The following is an 18,055-nucleotide window of genomic DNA, read 5'->3' as shown; positions in this document are numbered from 1 at the left end:
CGATGATCTCATCCACCCTGCCCGACTACGCCGAGCTGCATTGCCTGTCGGCCTTCAGTTTCCAGCGCGGCGCTTCGCTGGCCGACGAACTATTCGATCGCGCTCAGGCCCTGGGCTATCACTCGCTGGCGATCACCGACGAATGCTCGCTAGCCGGGATCGTGCGCGCCTGGCAGGCTTCGAAACGAACGGGGTTGAAGTTGATCGTCGGCAGCGAGTTTCGAGTCGAGAACGGACCGAAGCTGGTGCTCTTGGTCACCGGCTCGGACGCCTACACCGACCTGTGCCGTCTGATCACGATCGCCCGCCGACGCGCGAAGAAAGGCGAATACTGCTGCCTGATCGAAGATGTGCAGGCGCATTGCGCGAACCTGCTGGCGCTGTGGGTGCCCGACGGCGGCAGCGACGACGATCGGCATGCGCGGTGGTTGCGTACTCACTTCGCCGATCGCGCCTGGCTCGCGGTCGAACTGCATCGCGGCCACGACGACGCGCGCCTGGCCGCGCTGACGCAACTGGCCGCGCGTCACGACCTGCCCACGGTCGCCGCCGGCGACGTGCATATGCACGAACGCGCGCGCCGCCCGCTGCAGGACGTATTGACCGCGGTCCGCCACCACACCACCGTCGCCGAAGCCGGCGATCGTCTGTTTCCCAACGGCGAGCGGCATCTGCGCATCCGTAAGGCGCTCAAGGCGATCTATCCCGCAGCGATGCTCGCGCAGACCGTGCGCATCGCCGAGCGCTGCATCGGTTTCGATCTCAAGCGCGGCATCGATTACCGCTATCCGAACGAACTGGTGCCGGCCGGCGAAACCGCGAAAAGCTGGCTGCCCAAACTGGTCGCGATCGGCGCGGCCAGACGCTGGCCCACCGGCGTTCCAGCCGAGTCCAGCCAGCAGATCGAACACGAGTTGGGGATCATCGGAAAATTGAACTACGAGTCGTACTTCCTGACCGTTCACGACATCGTCGAGTACGCGCGATCGGAGAAGATCCTGTGCCAGGGCCGTGGCTCGGCCGCGAACTCGGTCGTGTGCTATGCGCTGGGCATCACCGAGATCGATCCGACCCGCATGGGCATGCTGTTCGAACGCTTCATGTCGGTCGAGCGCAACGAGCCGCCCGACATCGACGTGGATTTCGAACACGAACGGCGCGAAGAAGTCTTGCAATACGTCTTCACCCGCTACGGCCGCGAGCGCGCGGCGCTGACCGCGGTGGCGATCAGCTACCGCGGCCGCAGCGCGATCCGCAACGTCGCCGCGGCCTTGGGGATGCCGCAGGACCAGATCAGCGAACTCGCGCGCACCCTGGACCGCTGGAGCGAGGGCGTACCGCTGCCCGAACAGTTGCGCGAACGCGGCCTCGATCCGGAATCGCCGTTGCTGCGCAATGTGCTCGCGCTGACCGCGATCCTGGTCGAGAACGCGTTCCCGCGGCATCTGTCGCAGCATCCGGGCGGCTTCGTGATCTCCGAGCGGCCGCTGCACACCCTGGTGCCGGTCGAGAACGCGGCGATGGACGATCGCACCATCGTGCAGTGGGACAAGGACGATCTCGACGCGATGGGCCTGCTCAAGGTCGATTGCCTGGCGCTGGGCATGCTGACCGCGGTGCGCAAGACTCTCGCCTCGCTGGAAACCCAGGGCATTCGCGGCCTGGACATGCCGACGATCATGCAACACGACGACGATGAGAAGGTCTACGACATGATCTGCGAGGCCGACACCGTCGGCGTGTTCCAGATCGAATCGCGCGCGCAGATGTCGATGTTGCCGCGTTTGAGGCCGAGGAATTTCTACGACCTGGTGATCGAGATCGCGATCGTGCGGCCCGGGCCGATTCAGGGCGACATGGTCAATCCGTACCTGCGTCGCCGCAAAAAGTTGGAGCCGGTCGAATATCCATCGGAAGCATTGGAAAAAGTGCTGTCGCGGACGCTCGGCGTGCCTTTGTTCCAGGAACAGGTCATGCAGATCGCCATCGTCGCGGCCGACTACACGCCCGGCGAAGCCGATCAGTTGCGTCGCTGCATGGCGGCCTGGAAGCGACATGGCGGCCTGGAGCCGCATCGCGAAAAACTGTTGAAGGGAATGATAAAGAACCACTACACCGAAGACTTCGCCCATCGCATCTTCGAACAGATCAAGGGCTTCGGCAGCTACGGCTTCCCCGAATCGCACGCGGCCAGCTTCGCCCTGATCGCCTACGTCAGCTGCTGGCTCAAGTACTACCACCCGGCCGCCTTCGCCTGCGGCATCATCAACTCGATGCCGATGGGCTTCTACACCCACGGCCAGATCCTGCAGGACGCGCGCCGCAACGGCGTGACCGTGCTGCCGGTCGACGTGCGTTACAGCGACTGGGACTGCACCCTGGAAAGCATTCCGGGCGGCAGCGGCAACAAGCATCCGCACGCGATCCGCATGGGCCTGCGCCTGATCGGCGGCTTCGACGAAGCCTCGGCCGATCGCATCAGCGACGCGCGCGCGCGCGCGCCATGGCGCGACTTCGAAGACCTGTGCCTGCGCGCGGCGATCGACCCGCGCGTGCGCGCCTTGCTCGCCGACGCAGGTGCCCTGCGCGCCCTCGCCGGCCATCGTCATCGCGCGCGCTGGGCAGTGGCCGGCATCGACACGCAACTGCCGCTGTTCGCCGGTATCGCCCGCGACGAAGCCAAGGTGGCGCTGCCGCTACCGACCGCCGGCGAAGACGTGCAGGCCGATTACGCCCTGCTCGGCACCACCCTGGGCCGGCATCCGCTGTCGTTGTTGCGCAGCGCCCTGCATGCGCGGCAGTGCCGACGCTCCTCGCAACTGCACAAGACCGCGCACGGCAGCCGGGTGCGTTTCGCCGGCCTGGTGACCGTGCGCCAGCAACCCGAAACCTCCAGCGGCGTGACCTTCCTGAGCCTGGAAGACGAAGACGGCATGGTCAACGCCGTGGTCTGGCGCGACCTCGCCCAACGCCAGCGCCGGGTCCTGGTCGAATCGCGCCTGATGGCGATCGACGGCCGCCTCGAACGCGTCGACGGCGTCCAGCACATCATCGCCTCGCGCATGGAAGACCTGACCGCGCTGCTGGGCAGTCTGAGTACGCAGTCGCGGGATTTTCATTGAAGCGGCTTCGCGCTTCGGATCGCGCCTCTAGCCTCGCCTACCGAAGGCTACAGATTACTGAACCCGTTCCGGATAGCTGCAACCCGTGTGATACATATCGCAACTCGCATCCGATCCATTGCACTTTTCCAAAGCCATCGCAGACGCCACTTGGCTGTTCACAGCGCTCACAATCGCCGGCCTGGCATCGCCCCACGCGACCGCGACACATTGGTCATAGTAGGAATGGGCAATCACACAGTTTTGCCCACCTCTTGCTCGGCAATCGGCGATCGCAGCCGCCTCGGCTTTCCGCTTGCTGCTTAGGCCATCTGCCCTCCCAAGCTTACTTCCGCCAGCGCTGGTGACATCCAAGGCGAGCGCTCCCCAGCGGGTCATCCAGCGAGGCTCCGCAGCTTGCGACGTGTTGCCGCTGTTTCCATTGATGCCGTAGCCAGGCATCGGAATACAAATCTGCGCTGGAGCCGCGCCTCCGGGATACAGACCATCCGGGCAGCCTTGCTCGGCTTGCACGGCTGCTGAGAAAAAGAACAAGAAAGCGAAGATACTTCTTGACTTCACGGCTATGGGCCTCTGTTCTCGAGAGCAAAACTATAACCCGGCTCTGTATACGCAAAAAACGCGGCTTTTGGCCGCGTTTTTTTGAAAACTTCTTATCCATGTCTCATCGCATGTGGCGTCAATTACCAACAAGTACGGGCTCTGTACAAGCGGAGTAAGCGATCTTGCACTGCGCACCGCTCTTTGCGGCGCAAGCCGGCAACGCCACAGCAGATGCTTCTTCAATTGAAGCCGCCGACTGAGGGAACGCGGACGCCCCTGCCACGGATGGCCATACGACGACCACACACTGATTCTTATAGGCAAGGTTCAACTTGCAATCCTTGCCGCCATACCCCGCGCAACGAGCCAGCGCTTCGCGCTTGGCTTTGCTTTCAGACGGCTGCCCGGTGATCGCGCCGATTTCGCCAGTCGACGACAAGGCGACGGCACCCCATGTCAGCTTCCACCCAGATTCCGGAGCAGCAGCGGCAGGAACGTTTCCACCAATGCCGTAGCCAGGCATTGGTATACATATCTGTCCTGGAGCGGCGCCACCGGGATAGAGTCCATCCGGGCAGCCTTGTTCGGCCTGTGCGATTCCGACGAAGAGCAGGACAAGCAGAAGTAGGCAGCTGCGTTTCAAGATCATATTTTCGATCTTTTATTTCGGATCAGTTTACCCGCGTTCTTTCGGCGAATTAGCTTACTGGCTTCGACCTGCGATCGTTCACGAGCTATTTTCATATTTTATATGCAGGAACAGCACTTAATTACAGCGACCAATTGCGTAGCAATTGCCCATAAAAAAAGCCGTGACTGCAAAGGTCACGGCTTTTTTTGTATTGATTTTTAGCATTACTGAACGCGTTCGGGATAGCTGCAACCGGTGTAGTAGATACCGCAGTTGGCGTCCGATTCGCCGCACTTCGCAATCGCAAACTCAGAGGCCGCCTTGCTGTTCTCGGCACTCACGCTATACGGCCTGGACCGTCCCCAAGCAACCGCAATGCATTGATCGTGATATGCCTGAACCAACGCGCAGTTATTGCCACCTTTCGCCCGGCAATCGGAGAGCGCTGCCTTCTCCGCCTTGCGCTTGCTGCTCAACGATTCCGACTGCCCGAGAATGCCGCCGCCGGTACTGCCGTCGTCGGTGGCGATAGCGCCCCAACGTGTCACCCATTTCGGCTCGGCCGCTTGAGTGCCGCCACTTGATCCATTGATGCCATAACCCGGCATCGGCACGCAGATCTGTCCAGGACCGGCCCCGCCCGGATAAAGCCCATCCGGGCAGCCTTGCTCAGCCTGCACGGCTGCAGAGAAAAGCAAAGCCAATACACACAGATACCTCAGTTCCATGGCTTTTTCTCTCCTATATCGTTATTGGGGTTCAACCTTGTCCGGATTGGCAGTCTTAACCACCTCGGCACTCGCCGTGGTGCCTCCAGTACCGTCAACACCTCCGAGGCTGCGCACCTGTCCGGCAATCTTGCTAATGCTAACGCCCAAACAAAAGCCGCGGCACCAGGCCGCGGCTCAAGTTGAATCGTCGCAACTACGCTTATTGAACCAGTTCGGGATAGCTGCAACCGGTGTAATAAACTCCGCAATTCGTCGTCGACGAACTGCAATTGTCCATCGCCAGTTGCGAAGCTCTTTCGCTGTTTACCGCGCTCGCGGATGACACCAACGTGTCACCCCAAACTACCGCGACGCACTGGTCGCGATACGAGCGCTCCAAGGTACATTTGTGCCCCCCCCTGGAGCGGCAGTCGGCAAGCGCCGCTTTTTCGGCCTTGCCCTTGCTGCTGAGCGACTCCGCCCTTCCCAACTTGCTGCCGCCGTTGCTGCCATCGTCGATGGCGATGGCGCCCCAGCGCGTGGCCCAGTTGGGCTCTGGCGCCGCCTGAGCGCCCGAGCTGCCGCCAGAAACCCCGTAACCGGGCATCGGCACACACAACTGTCCCGGACCGGCACCACCTGGATAAAGACCATCGGGGCAACCTTGTTCGGCGTAGGCAGCTCCTGAGAACATCAGAGCTATTACGGCTATGCACCTGAACTTCATGGTTTACCCCTCCTTGTCTACATCTTATTGAGGTCCCGGTGGATTCTTACCGGAATTCTTGACTTGATCAGCGTTGGCTACATTTACATTGTTGCCAACCACTTGACCCGCATTATGCTGAACTTGATTCGAAGTCTTGGTTACATCCGAGTGCGCCATGGTCGAGCTACCCGACGTCGTGCGATTCATCTGCATGTCAGCCGGCCGTGAATCGTTGGAACGATTTCCCGCACTCTCGGCGCGGTTCGCGTTGTCACCGCCACTCATCCAACGATTCACCGCATTACCACCCTGGGTCGGCGGCGCGCCGGCTTGGCCGCCACCGCTACCGAAGGCACTGAACGGGCTGAACTGACCCATGATGCCGTTGAAGAACATGCCCGCCATCGGCGGCGCGGTCACGATCAGCGCGCTCAACACCAAGCCCAGACCACCTTGTTGCATGGCCATGCTAGTGAGGCTTTCCTGACTACCGCCTGTCAGCCAGCCCGCTGTCCAGAACGCCAGCCCAACGGCGATGATCATGTCCATCGCTAGTGTGACCATGACCGACAAAAACGCCATCGAGGCCATGGTCGCTAGACCATAGAAGAGCCATTTGGTGAATAGCTGTTTGGTCTGGTCGAACAGCAGACACAATATGAAGAAGGGTCCCAGCCCCAGGATCAGGGCCATGGCGATCTTGTTGATCAGCAAGGCGGTGGCCGCCATGATCGCCGGCAGGCCGAGGCCCACGCCGGTGAACTGCAGCGCGCGTTCCTTGTCCTGGTTGGTGATCAGGTCGTCGCCGGTGTCGACCGAGTCGATCACCTCCACGGCCACCTGCATGATCGCCAGCGCCTTGTCGATATCGGCGTAGCTGCCTTCATCGTCCTTGCCGGTCATCAACTCGCGCACGACGCGATTGGTGCCGTCGGTCAAGGTGCGATAGCTGGAACCCACGCTGGCCGCCATGCCCGCCGCGATGCCCACGATCAGCACCGCGCGCAGCGAGTTGACCACCAGGCCCATCATCGGCTCGCGCGACTGCCCGGTCACGATCCGGAAACCGTGGTACATGATCCACAGCGTCACCACCGTGGCGGAAATGAAACCGATGAACGAGGCCACCCGCTTGAGCAGGTTGCCCGCGAACTCGGCGATTTCATCGTCGAGGAAGTCGTTGATCTCCGAGAAGAAGACCATGTTCGGCAGGCCCGCTGCTTTGAAATGCAGCAAGTCCAACAACGATCCCGCCGTCCCCAGTGCACTGATATCCATAAGCCATCCGTATGCTTGGGCCGGACTTGCATTGCCGGCCCCACGATTTCCGATCCCCGCCCCCAACCGACCGTCCGACCCCGTCGGACGATCGATTCACATCGACCGCATCACCGTTCGCGCGAACGCGCGGCCTGCAACGCCAGCTTCAGGGCGCCGCCCTGAATCGCCGTGTCGAGGATCGAGGGGCTGTTCTTGTTCTTCAACGCCATGTTGGCGCTGCGAACCATGTTCTCGTTCAAGCTGCGCAGCATGGAGGTATATGCATCGAGCATGTACTTGCCGTTCTGCACGTCGTTGGCCATCTGCGCCTGCAACGCCGCGATGTAGTTGGTGTTGGTCTGCAGCTTGCCCTGGTCCTTGTCGGCCGTCAGCTTGGCGCGGTCCTTGTAGGCCTCTTCAAGCTCCTTGTCGCGCTTGGAGACGTCCTTGAGCATCTTCACCATCGCATTGTAGCGACGGTTCTCGGTCTGCACGATCGCGATGCAGTACTTGTGCTGGTCCTTCGCGACCGGATTGTTCTTTTCCTTGCCGCAGGCCTTGTCGACGCCTTCATTGATATCCCGCTCGGGGAACTGCGAAGCGATGTCCTCACGGTAACCAGCCGCCCCCTGGAACTTCAGCTGGCCCAGCGCCATCTGCTCGTAGGCCTTGACCTGTTCCTGCAACTGCTTGACCTGCTCTTCGTACTGCTTCACCTGCTGAGCGTACTTCAGGCCGAGCTGGATGTTGTTGGCGATCTGGGTGAATTCGGAGGCGAATACCGCCTGCGCGGGGCGCGGCGTCAGCGCGGCGACGCCGGCGACGACGACGGCCAGCACCATCGGCAGCATCTTGGAGGAATGATTGACGTTCATTGCGGTCAGCTCCTGAACCAGGCCAAGGATCGTGTTTTGGGCGATCCCGGGCAATTGTTCCAACGGGCAGGTTGCGGTGATCCGATCCCTGCCGATTCGATTGAGATCCTTCTTACCGCTCGCGAATCCGCGCGCCCTGCAGTGCGATCTTCAGCGTTGCGCCCTGGATCGCGGTATCGAGAATCGAGGGCTTGTTCTTGCTCTTCAGCGCGGTATTGGCCGCGCGCACCATGTTCTCGTTCAACGAGGTCAGCAGCGCGGTATACGCATCGATGGTGTACTGGCCGTTCTGCAGATCGTTCTGCATCTGCGCCTGGACCTGTGCGATGTAGTTGCTGTTGGTCTGCAGCTTGCCCTGATCGGTGTCGCCCGACAGGGTGCCGCGATCGCTGTAGGCCTTTTCAAGCTGCTTGTCGCGCATCTCGACGTCCTTGAGCATCTTCACCATCGCGTTGTAGCGACGGTTTTCGGTCTGGACGATGGCGACGCAGTAGCCGTACTGCTGCTGGCCGACCGGGTTGTTCTTGGCGCCGGTGCCGCAGGCCTCGACTTTACCTTCGTCGATGCCGCGCTCCGGGAACTGCTCGGCGATATTGACCCGGAAGCCCTTGTTGCCCTCGAACTTCAGGTTGCCCAGCCCCATCTGCTGGTATTGCCGAACCTGTTGCTCGTACTGCTGGACCTGCTGGCGCAGTTGATCCAACTGTTTGGCGTACTGAGTGGTCAGCTGACCGAAGTTCAGATATTGAGTGACCTCGGTGGCGCACCAGAAGCACACGAACGCCTGCGCCGGGCGCGGCGTCATCATGCTGCCGAAGCCGACCAGCACCAGGGCCATCGACATGAACATCGGCTTGATTCGAACGAACTTGGTCAGGCTCATCGGCGTTTCCTCTCCTTGATACGTCCGCAGCCCAGGCAGGCACAGGACGTCATGCGTTCACTTTCCATTGAAACCCGAAAGTGTGACTAAAGCCACCCTATTCAGGCATTCGACGCGTATTTCCGTTGCTACTCCGGCCAGATCCCGTACCGGACGGCCGTCGGCCGCCGGTTCCTGCCAGGCCCAAAACGGGCATTCTCGCAAAGGACGTCAATTACATTCTTTTCCAGTGGAACAAATACTCAAGGAATGTGCTCGGCCAAGCCAGTGGGCAGGCGACGGGCGGCACATTCCAGGTTATGCGTGGGCGCGCTCGCGGGGGTCGGACGAGGCCTGCTTACCCTTGCCCGAGCCCTTGCGGTTGTCGTAGAAGTCCTGCAGCCAGGCGTCCGGGGTCAGTTCGTCCACCGGGATCCCGGTCCTGAGGGCTGCCTTCTCGACCACCTGATGCATGATGTCGATGTTGTCGGTCGAGGCCGAGATCACCGCCAGCGCGTCGTCCATGCCGCGCAGGTTGAGCTGGCACACCGTCGCCGCATGGCCCTGCTTGACCAGGAAGCAGCGCGAACGTTCGTCCAGGCTCTTGACCACCTGGAACTCGGCATCGGTGAGCTTGAGGCCCTCGATGTAGTCCTCGCGGTTGGCATTCGGGTTCGGCAACAGGATCAAGGTCGCGGTCTGCTCGATCAGCGAGGCCGAAATGTCGCTGGCCAGCGCGTCCTCCGGGCTCTGGGTCGCGAAGATGCCCAGGCCGTTCTGCTTACGGATGGTCTTCTGCTTGTTCTTGGCGAATTCCTTGAGCGCGCCGCCGCCGTCGAGGATCTTCCAGAATTCGTCCATGACGTAGATCAGCGGGCGGCCGTCGATCAGCTCTTCCAGGCGGTGCAGCAGGTAGTTGATCACCGGCACGCGCACTTCGGGGTTGTCGATCACATCGGTGTAGTCGAAGCCGATGATGTTGGCCTTGTCGAGCTTGATCGTGTCGACCGGATTGTCGAACACCCAGCCCAGCGAATTGCCGGCGGTCCACTTGCGCAGGCGCGCGTACAGACCGTCGTCGCCCATGTTGGGCAGGCTCTTCTGCAGGTTGGTCATGCTGCGCAGGTGCATCGGCGTGTCGAGCATGTTCTCGACCGCGCGGAAGATGTCCTCCTCCTCACGCGCCGAGTAGGTGCCCTTCGCGGCCAGCACCTTGATCAAGTCGGACAGGAACTGGACATTGGTTTCGTTGCGCTCGCACTGGAACGGGTTGAAGCCGGTCGGCTGGCCGTTGTCGAGCGCGAGGTAGTTGCCGCCGCAGGCGCGCACGAAAATCTCGGCGCCGCGGTCCTTGTCGAAGAAGAAGATCGTCGGCGTCGGCTTGAGCTTCTGCACCTGGCTGAGCAGGAAGTTGATCAGCGCGGTCTTACCGGTACCGGACTTGCCGATCACCATCGTGTTGGCGATCGCCTTCTCGCCGAGCGAGTTCTCGGCCGGATGGGTGGCGTGGAAATTGAAGTAGTACGGCTGGCCGTTGGTGGTCTGCAGCGTGGTGACGCTATCGCCCCACGGATTGTTTTCCTTCTTGCCGGTCGCGAAATTGTGCAGCGGCGACAGGCCCAGGAAATTCAGCGAGCTGACGTTGGCCAGGCGGGTGCGGTATTTCCAGTTGCCCGGGAACTGCGAATAGAACGACGCGGTGACGGCCAGGTCTTCCTTGGCCGAGACGAAACCGGCGTTGGACAGTTCGGCGCGCGCCTGCGCGACCTGCGCGGCGAGCTTTTCCTGGCTGTCGGCATAGATCGCGAAGGTGTAGTGGTACTCGCCGAGCACGAAGTTGCCCGAGGCGAGCTGATCCATCGCGTAGTCGAGTTCGGAGATCTGGCTGACCGCCTTGTCGCCCGAGGAAATCATCATGCCCTTGGTGCGGTCGAGCACCTTGAGCGCGTCCTGGCGGCCGATCGGACTGAACGAATGCGTGATCACGTATTCGAAGTCGAGGTACTTCAGGCCGTTGAGGATGCCCGGATAGGTCGAATCCGGGTATTCCTTGATATTGAGGATGGCGCCGAAATGATTGGCATTGGTCGGCGTGTTGACCACGAAGTCGCCGCTCTTGGCGGCGAACATCAGCCGGCTGACCGGCAGGTAGTTGTAGACCGGCGCGCTGAGCACCGGCACCGGCTCATCGATGCGATTGAGCAGGTAGCCGAAGAATTCCAGCGCTTCGGAGAAGACGATGCCGTTCTTGGCTTCGTACATGCCCAGGCGGTACGGCGCGTAGTCCTTGAGCACGGCTTCGACGTTGCCGGCCAGCTCGAGGATCTTCGCCACGCACTGGTCCTGCTCTTCCTGCAGGCGGCCGATGTCGGTGGACTTCTCGGAGAAACGCTTACCCGACACGATCGGGCGGTACATCATCGTCAGATACAGCTCGTTCTGCATGAGCTTTTGCGAGGACAGCGCGGCGAAATAGCCGTCGGACAGGTCCTGGTTGAATCGCTCGTTGAACTTGCTGTCGGTGCGGATCCGGCGCCGGCGGCGCACGTCGTGGACCCAGAACGCGACGTTGGTGAAATCGGGCGCGCGCAGGGTCTGCAGCATCCGATTGAAGGTGTTGTGGCGATGCTCCAATTCCCACTCTTCACGACCGACGAAGGGCAGACCGCCCAGGTGCCAGACCATCATGTAATCGCCGCCCGTGGTCTTGATCACGGTGGGGGAGACATGCGTGGACAGCGGGATGAATTCGCTGATCGGAGTATCGGGTGTGAGCATGATGGGTACTGCGTATCCCGTGGTTTTGGAAGGACGTCGCCGGCCCTGGGCCCGCAACGCGATCGAGCATCCGACGGCGCCCGGTCAGGGACGCCGCGGACGGCCAAGAACCGCAGGCGCCATGCGGTACACCGCGATGGCGCCTGCGTACATCATCGAGACTTCTTGTCGCCTGGATTGCGATAGTGGTTCGGCGAGAACACCCACATGGTGCCGTGGTGAACGATGTTCCTCATCCGCATGCGGAACTGCATGCGCAGCCCCAGCAGGCGGAAGATCATCTCGTCGCGCCGCGTCATCTGCCGCATGACGAAAATCACTACCGGCAACATCAGGATGAACCACATATTGAAGTAGAACGTCGAAAGCAAACATGCCCCGGCCGCGAACGTGAAGGGCACGTACGGCACTCCCAGGAACATGGGAGGCCGTGTGCAGCCGCGGAACATCGCATTCTTATGCATACAGGTTCTGGAAGGTGCTCACCAGGATCGCCATGCCGCCCGCGCCGCCGCCGGCGCCGACGTCGTTCGGGATGACCATCTTGGCCAGCTGAGCGGCCGCGCCGATCAGGAAGCCGCCGAGCAGGACCGGCATCACGTCGGAGATGCGCTTGTGCGCGAACGCGATCTGGTAGCCGGCGAAGATCACCGCGATGGTCACGATCGCGATCGAGGCGATGTTGAGCAGGCTGTTGAGGTTGTCGAAGAAGCCCTTGACGGTGGTCTTGGCGCCGTCGACGGTCTGGGCGAAGGCCAGTTCCGGCGCCGCCAGCGCGCCGACGAACAAAGCCGCCATTGCGAAGGCCGAGAGGAAGTTCTTGATCTGGATATTGTTGTTCATTGAAGAGGTCCTTTCTATTCGCTAGTGGACAAAATGGTCGAGGTGCTGCGGTGTGTTTCGGATGGTTCGTCGGTGGAGGGGAAACTGGTCGATCGAAAACGGGTGAATCAAAAACGTATTGATCAAAGCGGCTTGATCAAAAAAACCAATTGATCAAGAACGCGCTGATCGAATCGGGTGCGGCAAAAACAGTTGAAGCAAATTGGGCGAATCGAAACCAGGTGGATCAAGGTCGGATCAAATTCGAGCAAAATCGGGTCGAACAAGACGCAACGGCGGGCCGGCGGTCAGAAAACGAAGGCCTGATCGCCCTGCCCCTGCGCTGCCACGGCCGCCGCCGGAGCGACGGGCGCGGACTGCTGCGGGAGCGCCGCCGAAGCATTCATCGGCATGACTCTAACGGGCTGCGAGCTCTGAGCCTGAGACGCCGGCCCGGGGCCGCCCATCCCCGCCATCCCCATCGGCATCGGCATCGGACCGGGCATCATCGGCGCGGCCGCGAGCGGCTGGGCTGCGGGCATCGTTGTAGCGGGTAACGTCATCTGGGGCATCGCCGCGGCCATCGGCTGGGAGGCGCTTACCGACGCCAGGCGCTGCGGACCCGACTGACGGCCCGGCGCGTAGGTGGCCGGACCGACCGGGTTGGCCGGGCTGACCGACGCCAGCGCCGAAGGCGCCTTTGTATCCTTGCGAGATGACTTGCCGATTACCGCGATGGCCTGAGCATCGGAATATGGCGTCGCTCCCCTGTTGATCGACGCGTAAATCTTTTGCACATAACCGTGGCGGAAACCCGTGACGAAGTTCCCAGAGTAGTAACAGCTGAAGGATTTACCCCAATCTCCGCTGGAGCGGCCGTAGCATTCGGCCAGAATTTTTGAGCCCGCCTGTAGATTTGGGCAGACTTCGAATGCCTTTTCGTAACTGTCCAGCCCGTACTTGCCGAGGTTGTAACGATTGACCTGGGCGACGCCGAGGGAAAAGTTGTAGCCGCGGCGCTCGAGCATGCGCACGGTGGAGACGGCTTCGGCGAGATTCTGCGGCTGGCGCACCAGGCGACCGCCCACGACGCCAATCGCAAACGGATTGAACGAGGACTCCACGCGCACGACGTGGTGCATGACTTCATTTGGAACTGCCAAGCCCGGGCAGTTCATCAACTCTATTCCGGGCAACATTCCGTGATCCCCCCTACCAACCGTTGCGCCGATCCCCCTGGAAACATCCGCAGAAAGAAGGGGTTGCAATCAGCCGGATCGACGCAGCAATGATTCATCTAGCAGCAAGCAATGTCAATGGCCGTGCACACTTACATCACACTTCACAGCGTTTCAGGCACCTGAACTCATTCACTGTGTGACCGCTCAGGATTGAAATCGATGCCGGTGATGTAGCGCCGACCCGCATGCGCCTTGATATGCACCAGGATATCGATGGTCATCATCAGCAAGCGCTTGATGACCCCGAACTCCAGCCCCGACCCCTCGTTCGACGCCTTCACCATCAACGCCAGCTGATCCCACGTCTGCGCGGTACTGCCGGCGTGGCAACTGGTGATCGATCCTGGGTGGCCCGAGGCGCAGTTACGAATGAAGTAGAACGATTCGTCGCCGCGCAACTCGGCCAGGATGATCCGGTCGGGCTTCATGCGAAGACAGGCTTCCATGCAGCTCTTGGCCGTGATGTTGCTGGTACTTTGTCCGCCTTTCGAGTAGAGCAAGTGCACGACATTGGGCTGCGTGATGAACAACTCGCGCGCGTCCTCGATCGTCACCAGCCGCTCTTCTTCCGGAATGTGGTTGACCAGCGACTTCATGAAGGTGGTCTTGCCGCTGCCGGTGGCGCCGGACACGACCACGTTCTTCTTGTACTGGACCGCCTTCTTGAAGAATTCGGCGTAATTGCGCTGCGCGCGCAGCTCCAGCAGCTCGCGGTCGTGTTCGCTCAGGACATGGGTCTGCTCCAGGATCTCGTTGAAGAACCCGTCTTCCTGGTACTGCTGCAAGGTCTTGCTGTGCTTGGACGGCAGGCGGATCGTGATCGAGACCTTGCCCGGGTCGCAGGCAGGCGGAATCACGAACTGCGCGCGCTGTCCGGTCGGAAAGGTCAGCGAGACCACCGGGTCGGCATCGGTGATGCGCTGCCCGGTGTTGCTCTCGTTGACGACCGCGGTACAGAACTGCCGGGCCCGTTCGAACGTCAGGCTCGGCACTTCCAGGCGGTTCCAGCCGGAGCGAGTCTCCAAATAGAGCTCGCCCGGCCGGTTGATGCAGATTTCCGTGACATCCGGGGAGCTCATGTACTCCAGGATGCCCAACACCTGGTACTGGTACTCCAGGAACGCGTTGGAAACTTGCGCGATCGGTGAATTATCGGCGTCCATCTCAAGCTACCGCTGCTGCAATCGACATCACCTCAGGACCGACGAGAAGTCGACATCCTTGGCGACATAGATGTTCACGACGGTGCCCTGGTTGATGGTCACGGTCGGCGGACGGTTGATGCTCTTGTCCAACGCCTGGTTGGCCAGACGCTCCATCGCTTCGGCAGTGTTGCTCTCGTACGGCGTCTGCACCAGGTTGCCGCTGTTGGTCACCGTGCTCGATTCGGGGCCGTTCTTGGCCGCGGCGTACTTGAACGCGTCGCTGATCAGGCTGATCAGCAGCGCCGAGGCGATGCGGCTGCCCCAGTGCGCGTTGTAGTCGCCCGGATGACCGGCGCCGCCGAGGTTGTCGATACCCGGGCTGGCCATGTTGACGTCGATGCCGTTCGGGGTGGTGATGCGATCCCAGATCACCGACACGCGCGGACCGTTGATGTTGTCGCTCTGGTAGCGGCCCGAGACCTTCGAACCCTTCGGCAGCAGCAGGCGGCGGCCGTTGATCGAATAGGTCGGCTCGGTCACGACGCACGAGGTGAAGCCCGGCAGGTCGGTGACGATGCGGGTTTCCATGACGCAACGGATGTACGTGCCACGCACCAGCAAGGTGTCGGGGTTGTAGATCGGCTGCGCGCTGGTGGCCTTTTCCTGCTCCTGCTGCGGACGCGCCGGGCCCTGGCCGTTGGCGGCCATCATGGCCTGGGCGTAGGCTTCGGGCGACATCACGCCGGGCGGCAGACTGCCGCCACCGCCACCACCGCCACCGCCGTCGCCACCACCGCCCTCGCCCGAGATGCGGCGTTCGAGCAGGCTCGGACCGCGCTTGACCGGTTCCATCTGCTCCGGCGGCGGCATCGGCATCGGCGGCGGCGCCTGATCGACCACCGGCAACGGCGGCATGCCGGCCAGCGGATCGACCGGCAACGGCGGCGGATCGGCCACGGTCTTGGGCAGGTCGGGAATATTGACCACTTCCTCTTCGACCTTCGGCTTCTTGTCGTCGCCGGAGGTCGCCGCGTTGAACATCCACAGCGCGGCCACGATCAACAGCAGCACGATGCCGCCGAGGAACAGCAACGCCTTGCGGTTGAGCCGCTGCACGTCGGAGGACTTCAGCGTGGGCGCGTTGGCATCCAGATCCGGCGCCGGGCCGGTGGCCTGCTGGCCGTAATAAGGATTCGCGCCGGCGTAGCCGTAGCTGCTGTTTTCCGGCTGAGTGCCGCCGGACTCTTCCGGATTACCCGGCTGATTGGGAGGTAGGTTCTGGCTCATTTCTGCTTCTTCCTGCGCAGACCGACGACGTTGTTGCCGTGACGGATGATCAAGTAGGGATAGGTGCCATGAACCACGAGCGTGTTGCCTTCCACCGTGGTGTTGACCACGAAGTCTTCGCTGCCTTCACGTTCGCGGCCGAACACGGCCGGAAAGTTGCCGGTCGGCAGGTCCTTCACGCCGTTGATCTTGATGTAGGTGAACTGACCGTCGTCGTAGACGTTGGTCGGCACCAGCCACGACTGCTTCTTGCGGCTCGAGAACTGGTAATCGAAGTTGTAGACACGGCCCTTGTCGAGGGTGGTGTTCAACTCGGGAACCGGCTCGGCCTTGGTTTCCTTCGCGCCGGAGAACTCGGTGCCGTTGGGATACACGAACTTGATCTTGTACTGCACGCCGGCCTGCTTGGCCTGCTCGAGCACCCGCCAGTCGGTCGCCACGACCTTCAACTCCAGGATGTAGGAGTGGGTGGTCGTGCGGATCATCATGTTGGTGTCGACGTCGACGTTCTTCGGCTTGATGTAGAAGACGTTGTCGCGACGGCTCATGTCCCAGCCGGAGCTGAAACCGGTGCTGTAGTCGAGGATGTTCTCGCTCGGGCTCAGTTCGATCTGAGTGGTGATGCCGAGGCCCGTGCGCACCGGATAGATGCGGTTGGCTTCGTATTCGTACTCTTGGATCACCTGGGCCGAGGCAGGTAGTGCGAGGCCGGAAACCGCCAGGAACAACAGGGCGGCCAGGCGATGTTTACGCAGGCAGTTCATCGGTTGCTGACTCCATTCGCATTGCCAGTCGGTGCAGGTGCCGCAGCCGGCTGTTGCGGCTGCTGGGCGGGGTTGGTGGGAAGCGGCGCACCCGGCGCCGGCGCGGTACCCGGCGGATACGCCGCGGGCGCGCCAGCCGGAGGCGCCGTGCCGGGCGGATACGCGGCCGGCGGCGGCGCGGTACCCGGCGGATAAGCGGCCGGATTGGCGGCGTCGGGCGAGACCGCGCCGGGCTGCTGCGGATAGGCCGCGGCAGGCGCAGGCGTCTGCGTGGGCGTCGCGTTGGGCGGCAAGGCCGGCGCCGCGGCGTAGTCGTTGTCGACGCGATAGCCGCTGACCTGGAAGCCGAGCGGATTGAGGACGCGGTTGACCTCGTCCATCTTCAGGTTCGACTTGTAGGTGAACTCGATCGTGGCGATCTTGCTGTCCAGCGGCGTGTTGTCGCCGTTGTCCTTGTTGTACAGGCTGCGCTGGAAGCGCACCGTCGCCACCTTGGGACCGGGGCCGGTGTTCATCGCATCGGCGGCGAGCTGGATGCTCAACAGCTTGACCCGGATGGTCTTGGTCTTGCCGTAGATGGTGATCGGATTGGTCGGGTTGGTCGAACCGAACAACTGCTGGTAGGCGGTGGCGACCTGGGCGTTGCCCATCGCGAACACCGTCGCCCAGTCGCGCTCACCGATCTGCGAGTAGTCGTACGACTCACGCGCCATGATGAAGTGCGAGATGTTGCTCTTGTTGAGCGCTTCGCTGGTGGAGACGCTGGGATTGGCGAAGTCGTCGCGCAGGCGCGCGACCGTCGCGGTACCGGTGTAGGCATCGGCCATGACCAGGTACGGCACCTTCTCCTTGAGCGGCAGGAAGTAGAAATAACCGCCGGCCAGGATCAGCGACATGATCAACGAACCGAACGCGACGAGCCAGGCGCGCTTCTCGCTGCGCTTGGCTAAGTCGGCGACGGTGACCTCGTAGTTCACCGCCTTGGAGACGGCGCTCTCGACCGCCGGAGTTACGGGCTTTTTTCCGAACATCTATGCTGCATCCATAACGATGGAATCGTTGCCGGCGACGCGGCATGCCTGCGCATGCCGGGACTCGTCGCCTGTGCGGGCCGGCTTGCGCCGTTCGAAGATCAACGCGACGGACCGGAGGCTTGCGCCAGGGTCGCGGCCGGCAGCGCGCCCGGATCGGCGGTGCTGGCCGACGGCGAGTGCGATTGGGCCGGATCGCTCTTGGGCGCGTGCGCGGACTTGGATGCGGCGTCGACCGCGGGCGTATCGTTCGCCGTCGACGGCGGCGCCGACAC

Annotated in this window: 16 protein-coding genes; 1 reads left to right on the top strand and 15 read right to left on the bottom strand. The window is 62.0% G+C overall.

Annotated elements, in window-relative coordinates; translation table 11 throughout:
• Positions 1-5 precede the first annotated feature (5 nt).
• On the top strand, positions 6-3,122 hold the full coding sequence (locus tag KME82_RS11680) for an error-prone DNA polymerase (protein WP_286673218.1): 3,117 nt from the start codon (positions 6-8) through the stop codon (positions 3,120-3,122).
• 54 nt (positions 3,123-3,176) lie between these two features.
• Here KME82_RS11680 and KME82_RS27110 read toward each other — a convergent pair whose 3' ends face one another.
• The 15 genes from KME82_RS27110 to KME82_RS11605 form a co-directional block, all read right to left on the bottom strand.
• The gene (locus KME82_RS27110; RefSeq protein ID WP_430538839.1) at positions 3,177-3,500 is read right to left on the bottom strand and encodes a DUF4189 domain-containing protein; all 324 of its coding nucleotides are present in this window, start codon (positions 3,498-3,500) and stop codon (positions 3,177-3,179) included.
• 301 nt (positions 3,501-3,801) lie between these two features.
• Positions 3,802-4,314 carry a DUF4189 domain-containing protein gene (locus tag KME82_RS11670; protein WP_215498650.1) on the bottom strand — a complete coding sequence of 171 codons (513 nt, stop codon included), beginning with the start codon at positions 4,312-4,314 and terminating at the stop codon, positions 3,802-3,804.
• Between the two features lie 206 nt (positions 4,315-4,520).
• Positions 4,521-5,024, bottom strand: a complete 504-nt coding sequence (locus KME82_RS11665; protein ID WP_215498649.1) for a DUF4189 domain-containing protein — start codon at positions 5,022-5,024, stop codon at positions 4,521-4,523.
• A gap of 202 nt (positions 5,025-5,226) precedes the next feature.
• Positions 5,227-5,733, bottom strand: coding sequence for a DUF4189 domain-containing protein (locus KME82_RS11660; protein ID WP_215498648.1), 507 nt, complete (start codon positions 5,731-5,733; stop codon positions 5,227-5,229).
• A gap of 24 nt (positions 5,734-5,757) precedes the next feature.
• Positions 5,758-6,993 carry a type IV secretion system protein gene (locus tag KME82_RS11655; RefSeq protein WP_215498647.1) on the bottom strand — a complete coding sequence of 412 codons (1,236 nt, stop codon included), beginning with the start codon at positions 6,991-6,993 and terminating at the stop codon, positions 5,758-5,760.
• Between the two features lie 110 nt (positions 6,994-7,103).
• The gene (locus KME82_RS11650; RefSeq protein ID WP_215498646.1) at positions 7,104-7,850 is read right to left on the bottom strand and encodes a hypothetical protein; all 747 of its coding nucleotides are present in this window, start codon (positions 7,848-7,850) and stop codon (positions 7,104-7,106) included.
• A 112-nt stretch (positions 7,851-7,962) separates the two neighbouring features.
• Positions 7,963-8,733, bottom strand: coding sequence for a hypothetical protein (locus KME82_RS11645; protein WP_215498645.1), 771 nt, complete (start codon positions 8,731-8,733; stop codon positions 7,963-7,965).
• Between the two features lie 297 nt (positions 8,734-9,030).
• A complete protein-coding gene (locus KME82_RS11640; RefSeq protein WP_215498644.1) occupies positions 9,031-11,490 on the bottom strand; it encodes a VirB4 family type IV secretion/conjugal transfer ATPase in 2,460 nt (819 codons plus the stop codon).
• A gap of 152 nt (positions 11,491-11,642) precedes the next feature.
• Positions 11,643-11,954, bottom strand: a complete 312-nt coding sequence (locus tag KME82_RS11635; RefSeq protein ID WP_215498643.1) for a type IV secretion system protein VirB3 — start codon at positions 11,952-11,954, stop codon at positions 11,643-11,645.
• Positions 11,947-12,333, bottom strand: a complete 387-nt coding sequence (locus KME82_RS11630; RefSeq protein WP_215498642.1) for a TrbC/VirB2 family protein — start codon at positions 12,331-12,333, stop codon at positions 11,947-11,949. Before KME82_RS11630 ends, KME82_RS11635 begins: the two co-directional genes overlap by 8 nt.
• Before the next feature lie 287 nt (positions 12,334-12,620).
• Complete coding sequence (locus KME82_RS11625) at positions 12,621-13,511, bottom strand: lytic transglycosylase domain-containing protein (protein WP_215498641.1); 891 nt, start codon at positions 13,509-13,511, stop codon at positions 12,621-12,623.
• A gap of 167 nt (positions 13,512-13,678) precedes the next feature.
• On the bottom strand, positions 13,679-14,716 hold the full coding sequence (virB11, locus tag KME82_RS11620) for a P-type DNA transfer ATPase VirB11 (protein WP_036103029.1): 1,038 nt from the start codon (positions 14,714-14,716) through the stop codon (positions 13,679-13,681).
• Between the two features lie 27 nt (positions 14,717-14,743).
• On the bottom strand, positions 14,744-15,985 hold the full coding sequence (locus tag KME82_RS11615) for a TrbI/VirB10 family protein (RefSeq protein WP_215498640.1): 1,242 nt from the start codon (positions 15,983-15,985) through the stop codon (positions 14,744-14,746).
• On the bottom strand, positions 15,982-16,749 hold the full coding sequence (locus tag KME82_RS11610) for a TrbG/VirB9 family P-type conjugative transfer protein (RefSeq protein WP_056114994.1): 768 nt from the start codon (positions 16,747-16,749) through the stop codon (positions 15,982-15,984). Before KME82_RS11610 ends, KME82_RS11615 begins: the two co-directional genes overlap by 4 nt.
• Positions 16,746-17,780 carry a virB8 family protein gene (locus tag KME82_RS11605; protein WP_215498639.1) on the bottom strand — a complete coding sequence of 345 codons (1,035 nt, stop codon included), beginning with the start codon at positions 17,778-17,780 and terminating at the stop codon, positions 16,746-16,748. Before KME82_RS11605 ends, KME82_RS11610 begins: the two co-directional genes overlap by 4 nt.
• Positions 17,781-18,055: the final 275 nt, after the last annotated feature.

This window comes from Lysobacter capsici (genome assembly GCF_018732085.1).
Taxonomy (GTDB): Bacteria; Pseudomonadota; Gammaproteobacteria; order Xanthomonadales; family Xanthomonadaceae; genus Lysobacter; species Lysobacter capsici_A.
Note: the sequence above shows the minus strand (reverse complement) of the source record. Positions and strands in the feature narration are given on the sequence as shown.

Coding starts and splice junctions, on each gene's coding strand:
- KME82_RS27110 (WP_430538839.1), bottom strand. CDS start 3,500: ATGACCCGCTGGGGAGCGCTCGCCTTGGATGTCACCAGCGCTGGCGGA.
- KME82_RS11670 (WP_215498650.1), bottom strand. CDS start 4,314: ATGATCTTGAAACGCAGCTGCCTACTTCTGCTTGTCCTGCTCTTCGTC.
- KME82_RS11665 (WP_215498649.1), bottom strand. CDS start 5,024: ATGGAACTGAGGTATCTGTGTGTATTGGCTTTGCTTTTCTCTGCAGCC.
- KME82_RS11660 (WP_215498648.1), bottom strand. CDS start 5,733: ATGAAGTTCAGGTGCATAGCCGTAATAGCTCTGATGTTCTCAGGAGCT.
- KME82_RS11655 (WP_215498647.1), bottom strand. CDS start 6,993: ATGGATATCAGTGCACTGGGGACGGCGGGATCGTTGTTGGACTTGCTG.
- KME82_RS11650 (WP_215498646.1), bottom strand. CDS start 7,850: ATGAACGTCAATCATTCCTCCAAGATGCTGCCGATGGTGCTGGCCGTC.
- KME82_RS11645 (WP_215498645.1), bottom strand. CDS start 8,733: ATGAGCCTGACCAAGTTCGTTCGAATCAAGCCGATGTTCATGTCGATG.
- KME82_RS11640 (WP_215498644.1), bottom strand. CDS start 11,490: ATGCTCACACCCGATACTCCGATCAGCGAATTCATCCCGCTGTCCACG.
- KME82_RS11635 (WP_215498643.1), bottom strand. CDS start 11,954: ATGCATAAGAATGCGATGTTCCGCGGCTGCACACGGCCTCCCATGTTC.
- KME82_RS11630 (WP_215498642.1), bottom strand. CDS start 12,333: ATGAACAACAATATCCAGATCAAGAACTTCCTCTCGGCCTTCGCAATG.
- KME82_RS11625 (WP_215498641.1), bottom strand. CDS start 13,511: ATGTTGCCCGGAATAGAGTTGATGAACTGCCCGGGCTTGGCAGTTCCA.
- virB11 (WP_036103029.1), bottom strand. CDS start 14,716: ATGGACGCCGATAATTCACCGATCGCGCAAGTTTCCAACGCGTTCCTG.
- KME82_RS11615 (WP_215498640.1), bottom strand. CDS start 15,985: ATGAGCCAGAACCTACCTCCCAATCAGCCGGGTAATCCGGAAGAGTCC.
- KME82_RS11610 (WP_056114994.1), bottom strand. CDS start 16,749: ATGAACTGCCTGCGTAAACATCGCCTGGCCGCCCTGTTGTTCCTGGCG.
- KME82_RS11605 (WP_215498639.1), bottom strand. CDS start 17,780: ATGTTCGGAAAAAAGCCCGTAACTCCGGCGGTCGAGAGCGCCGTCTCC.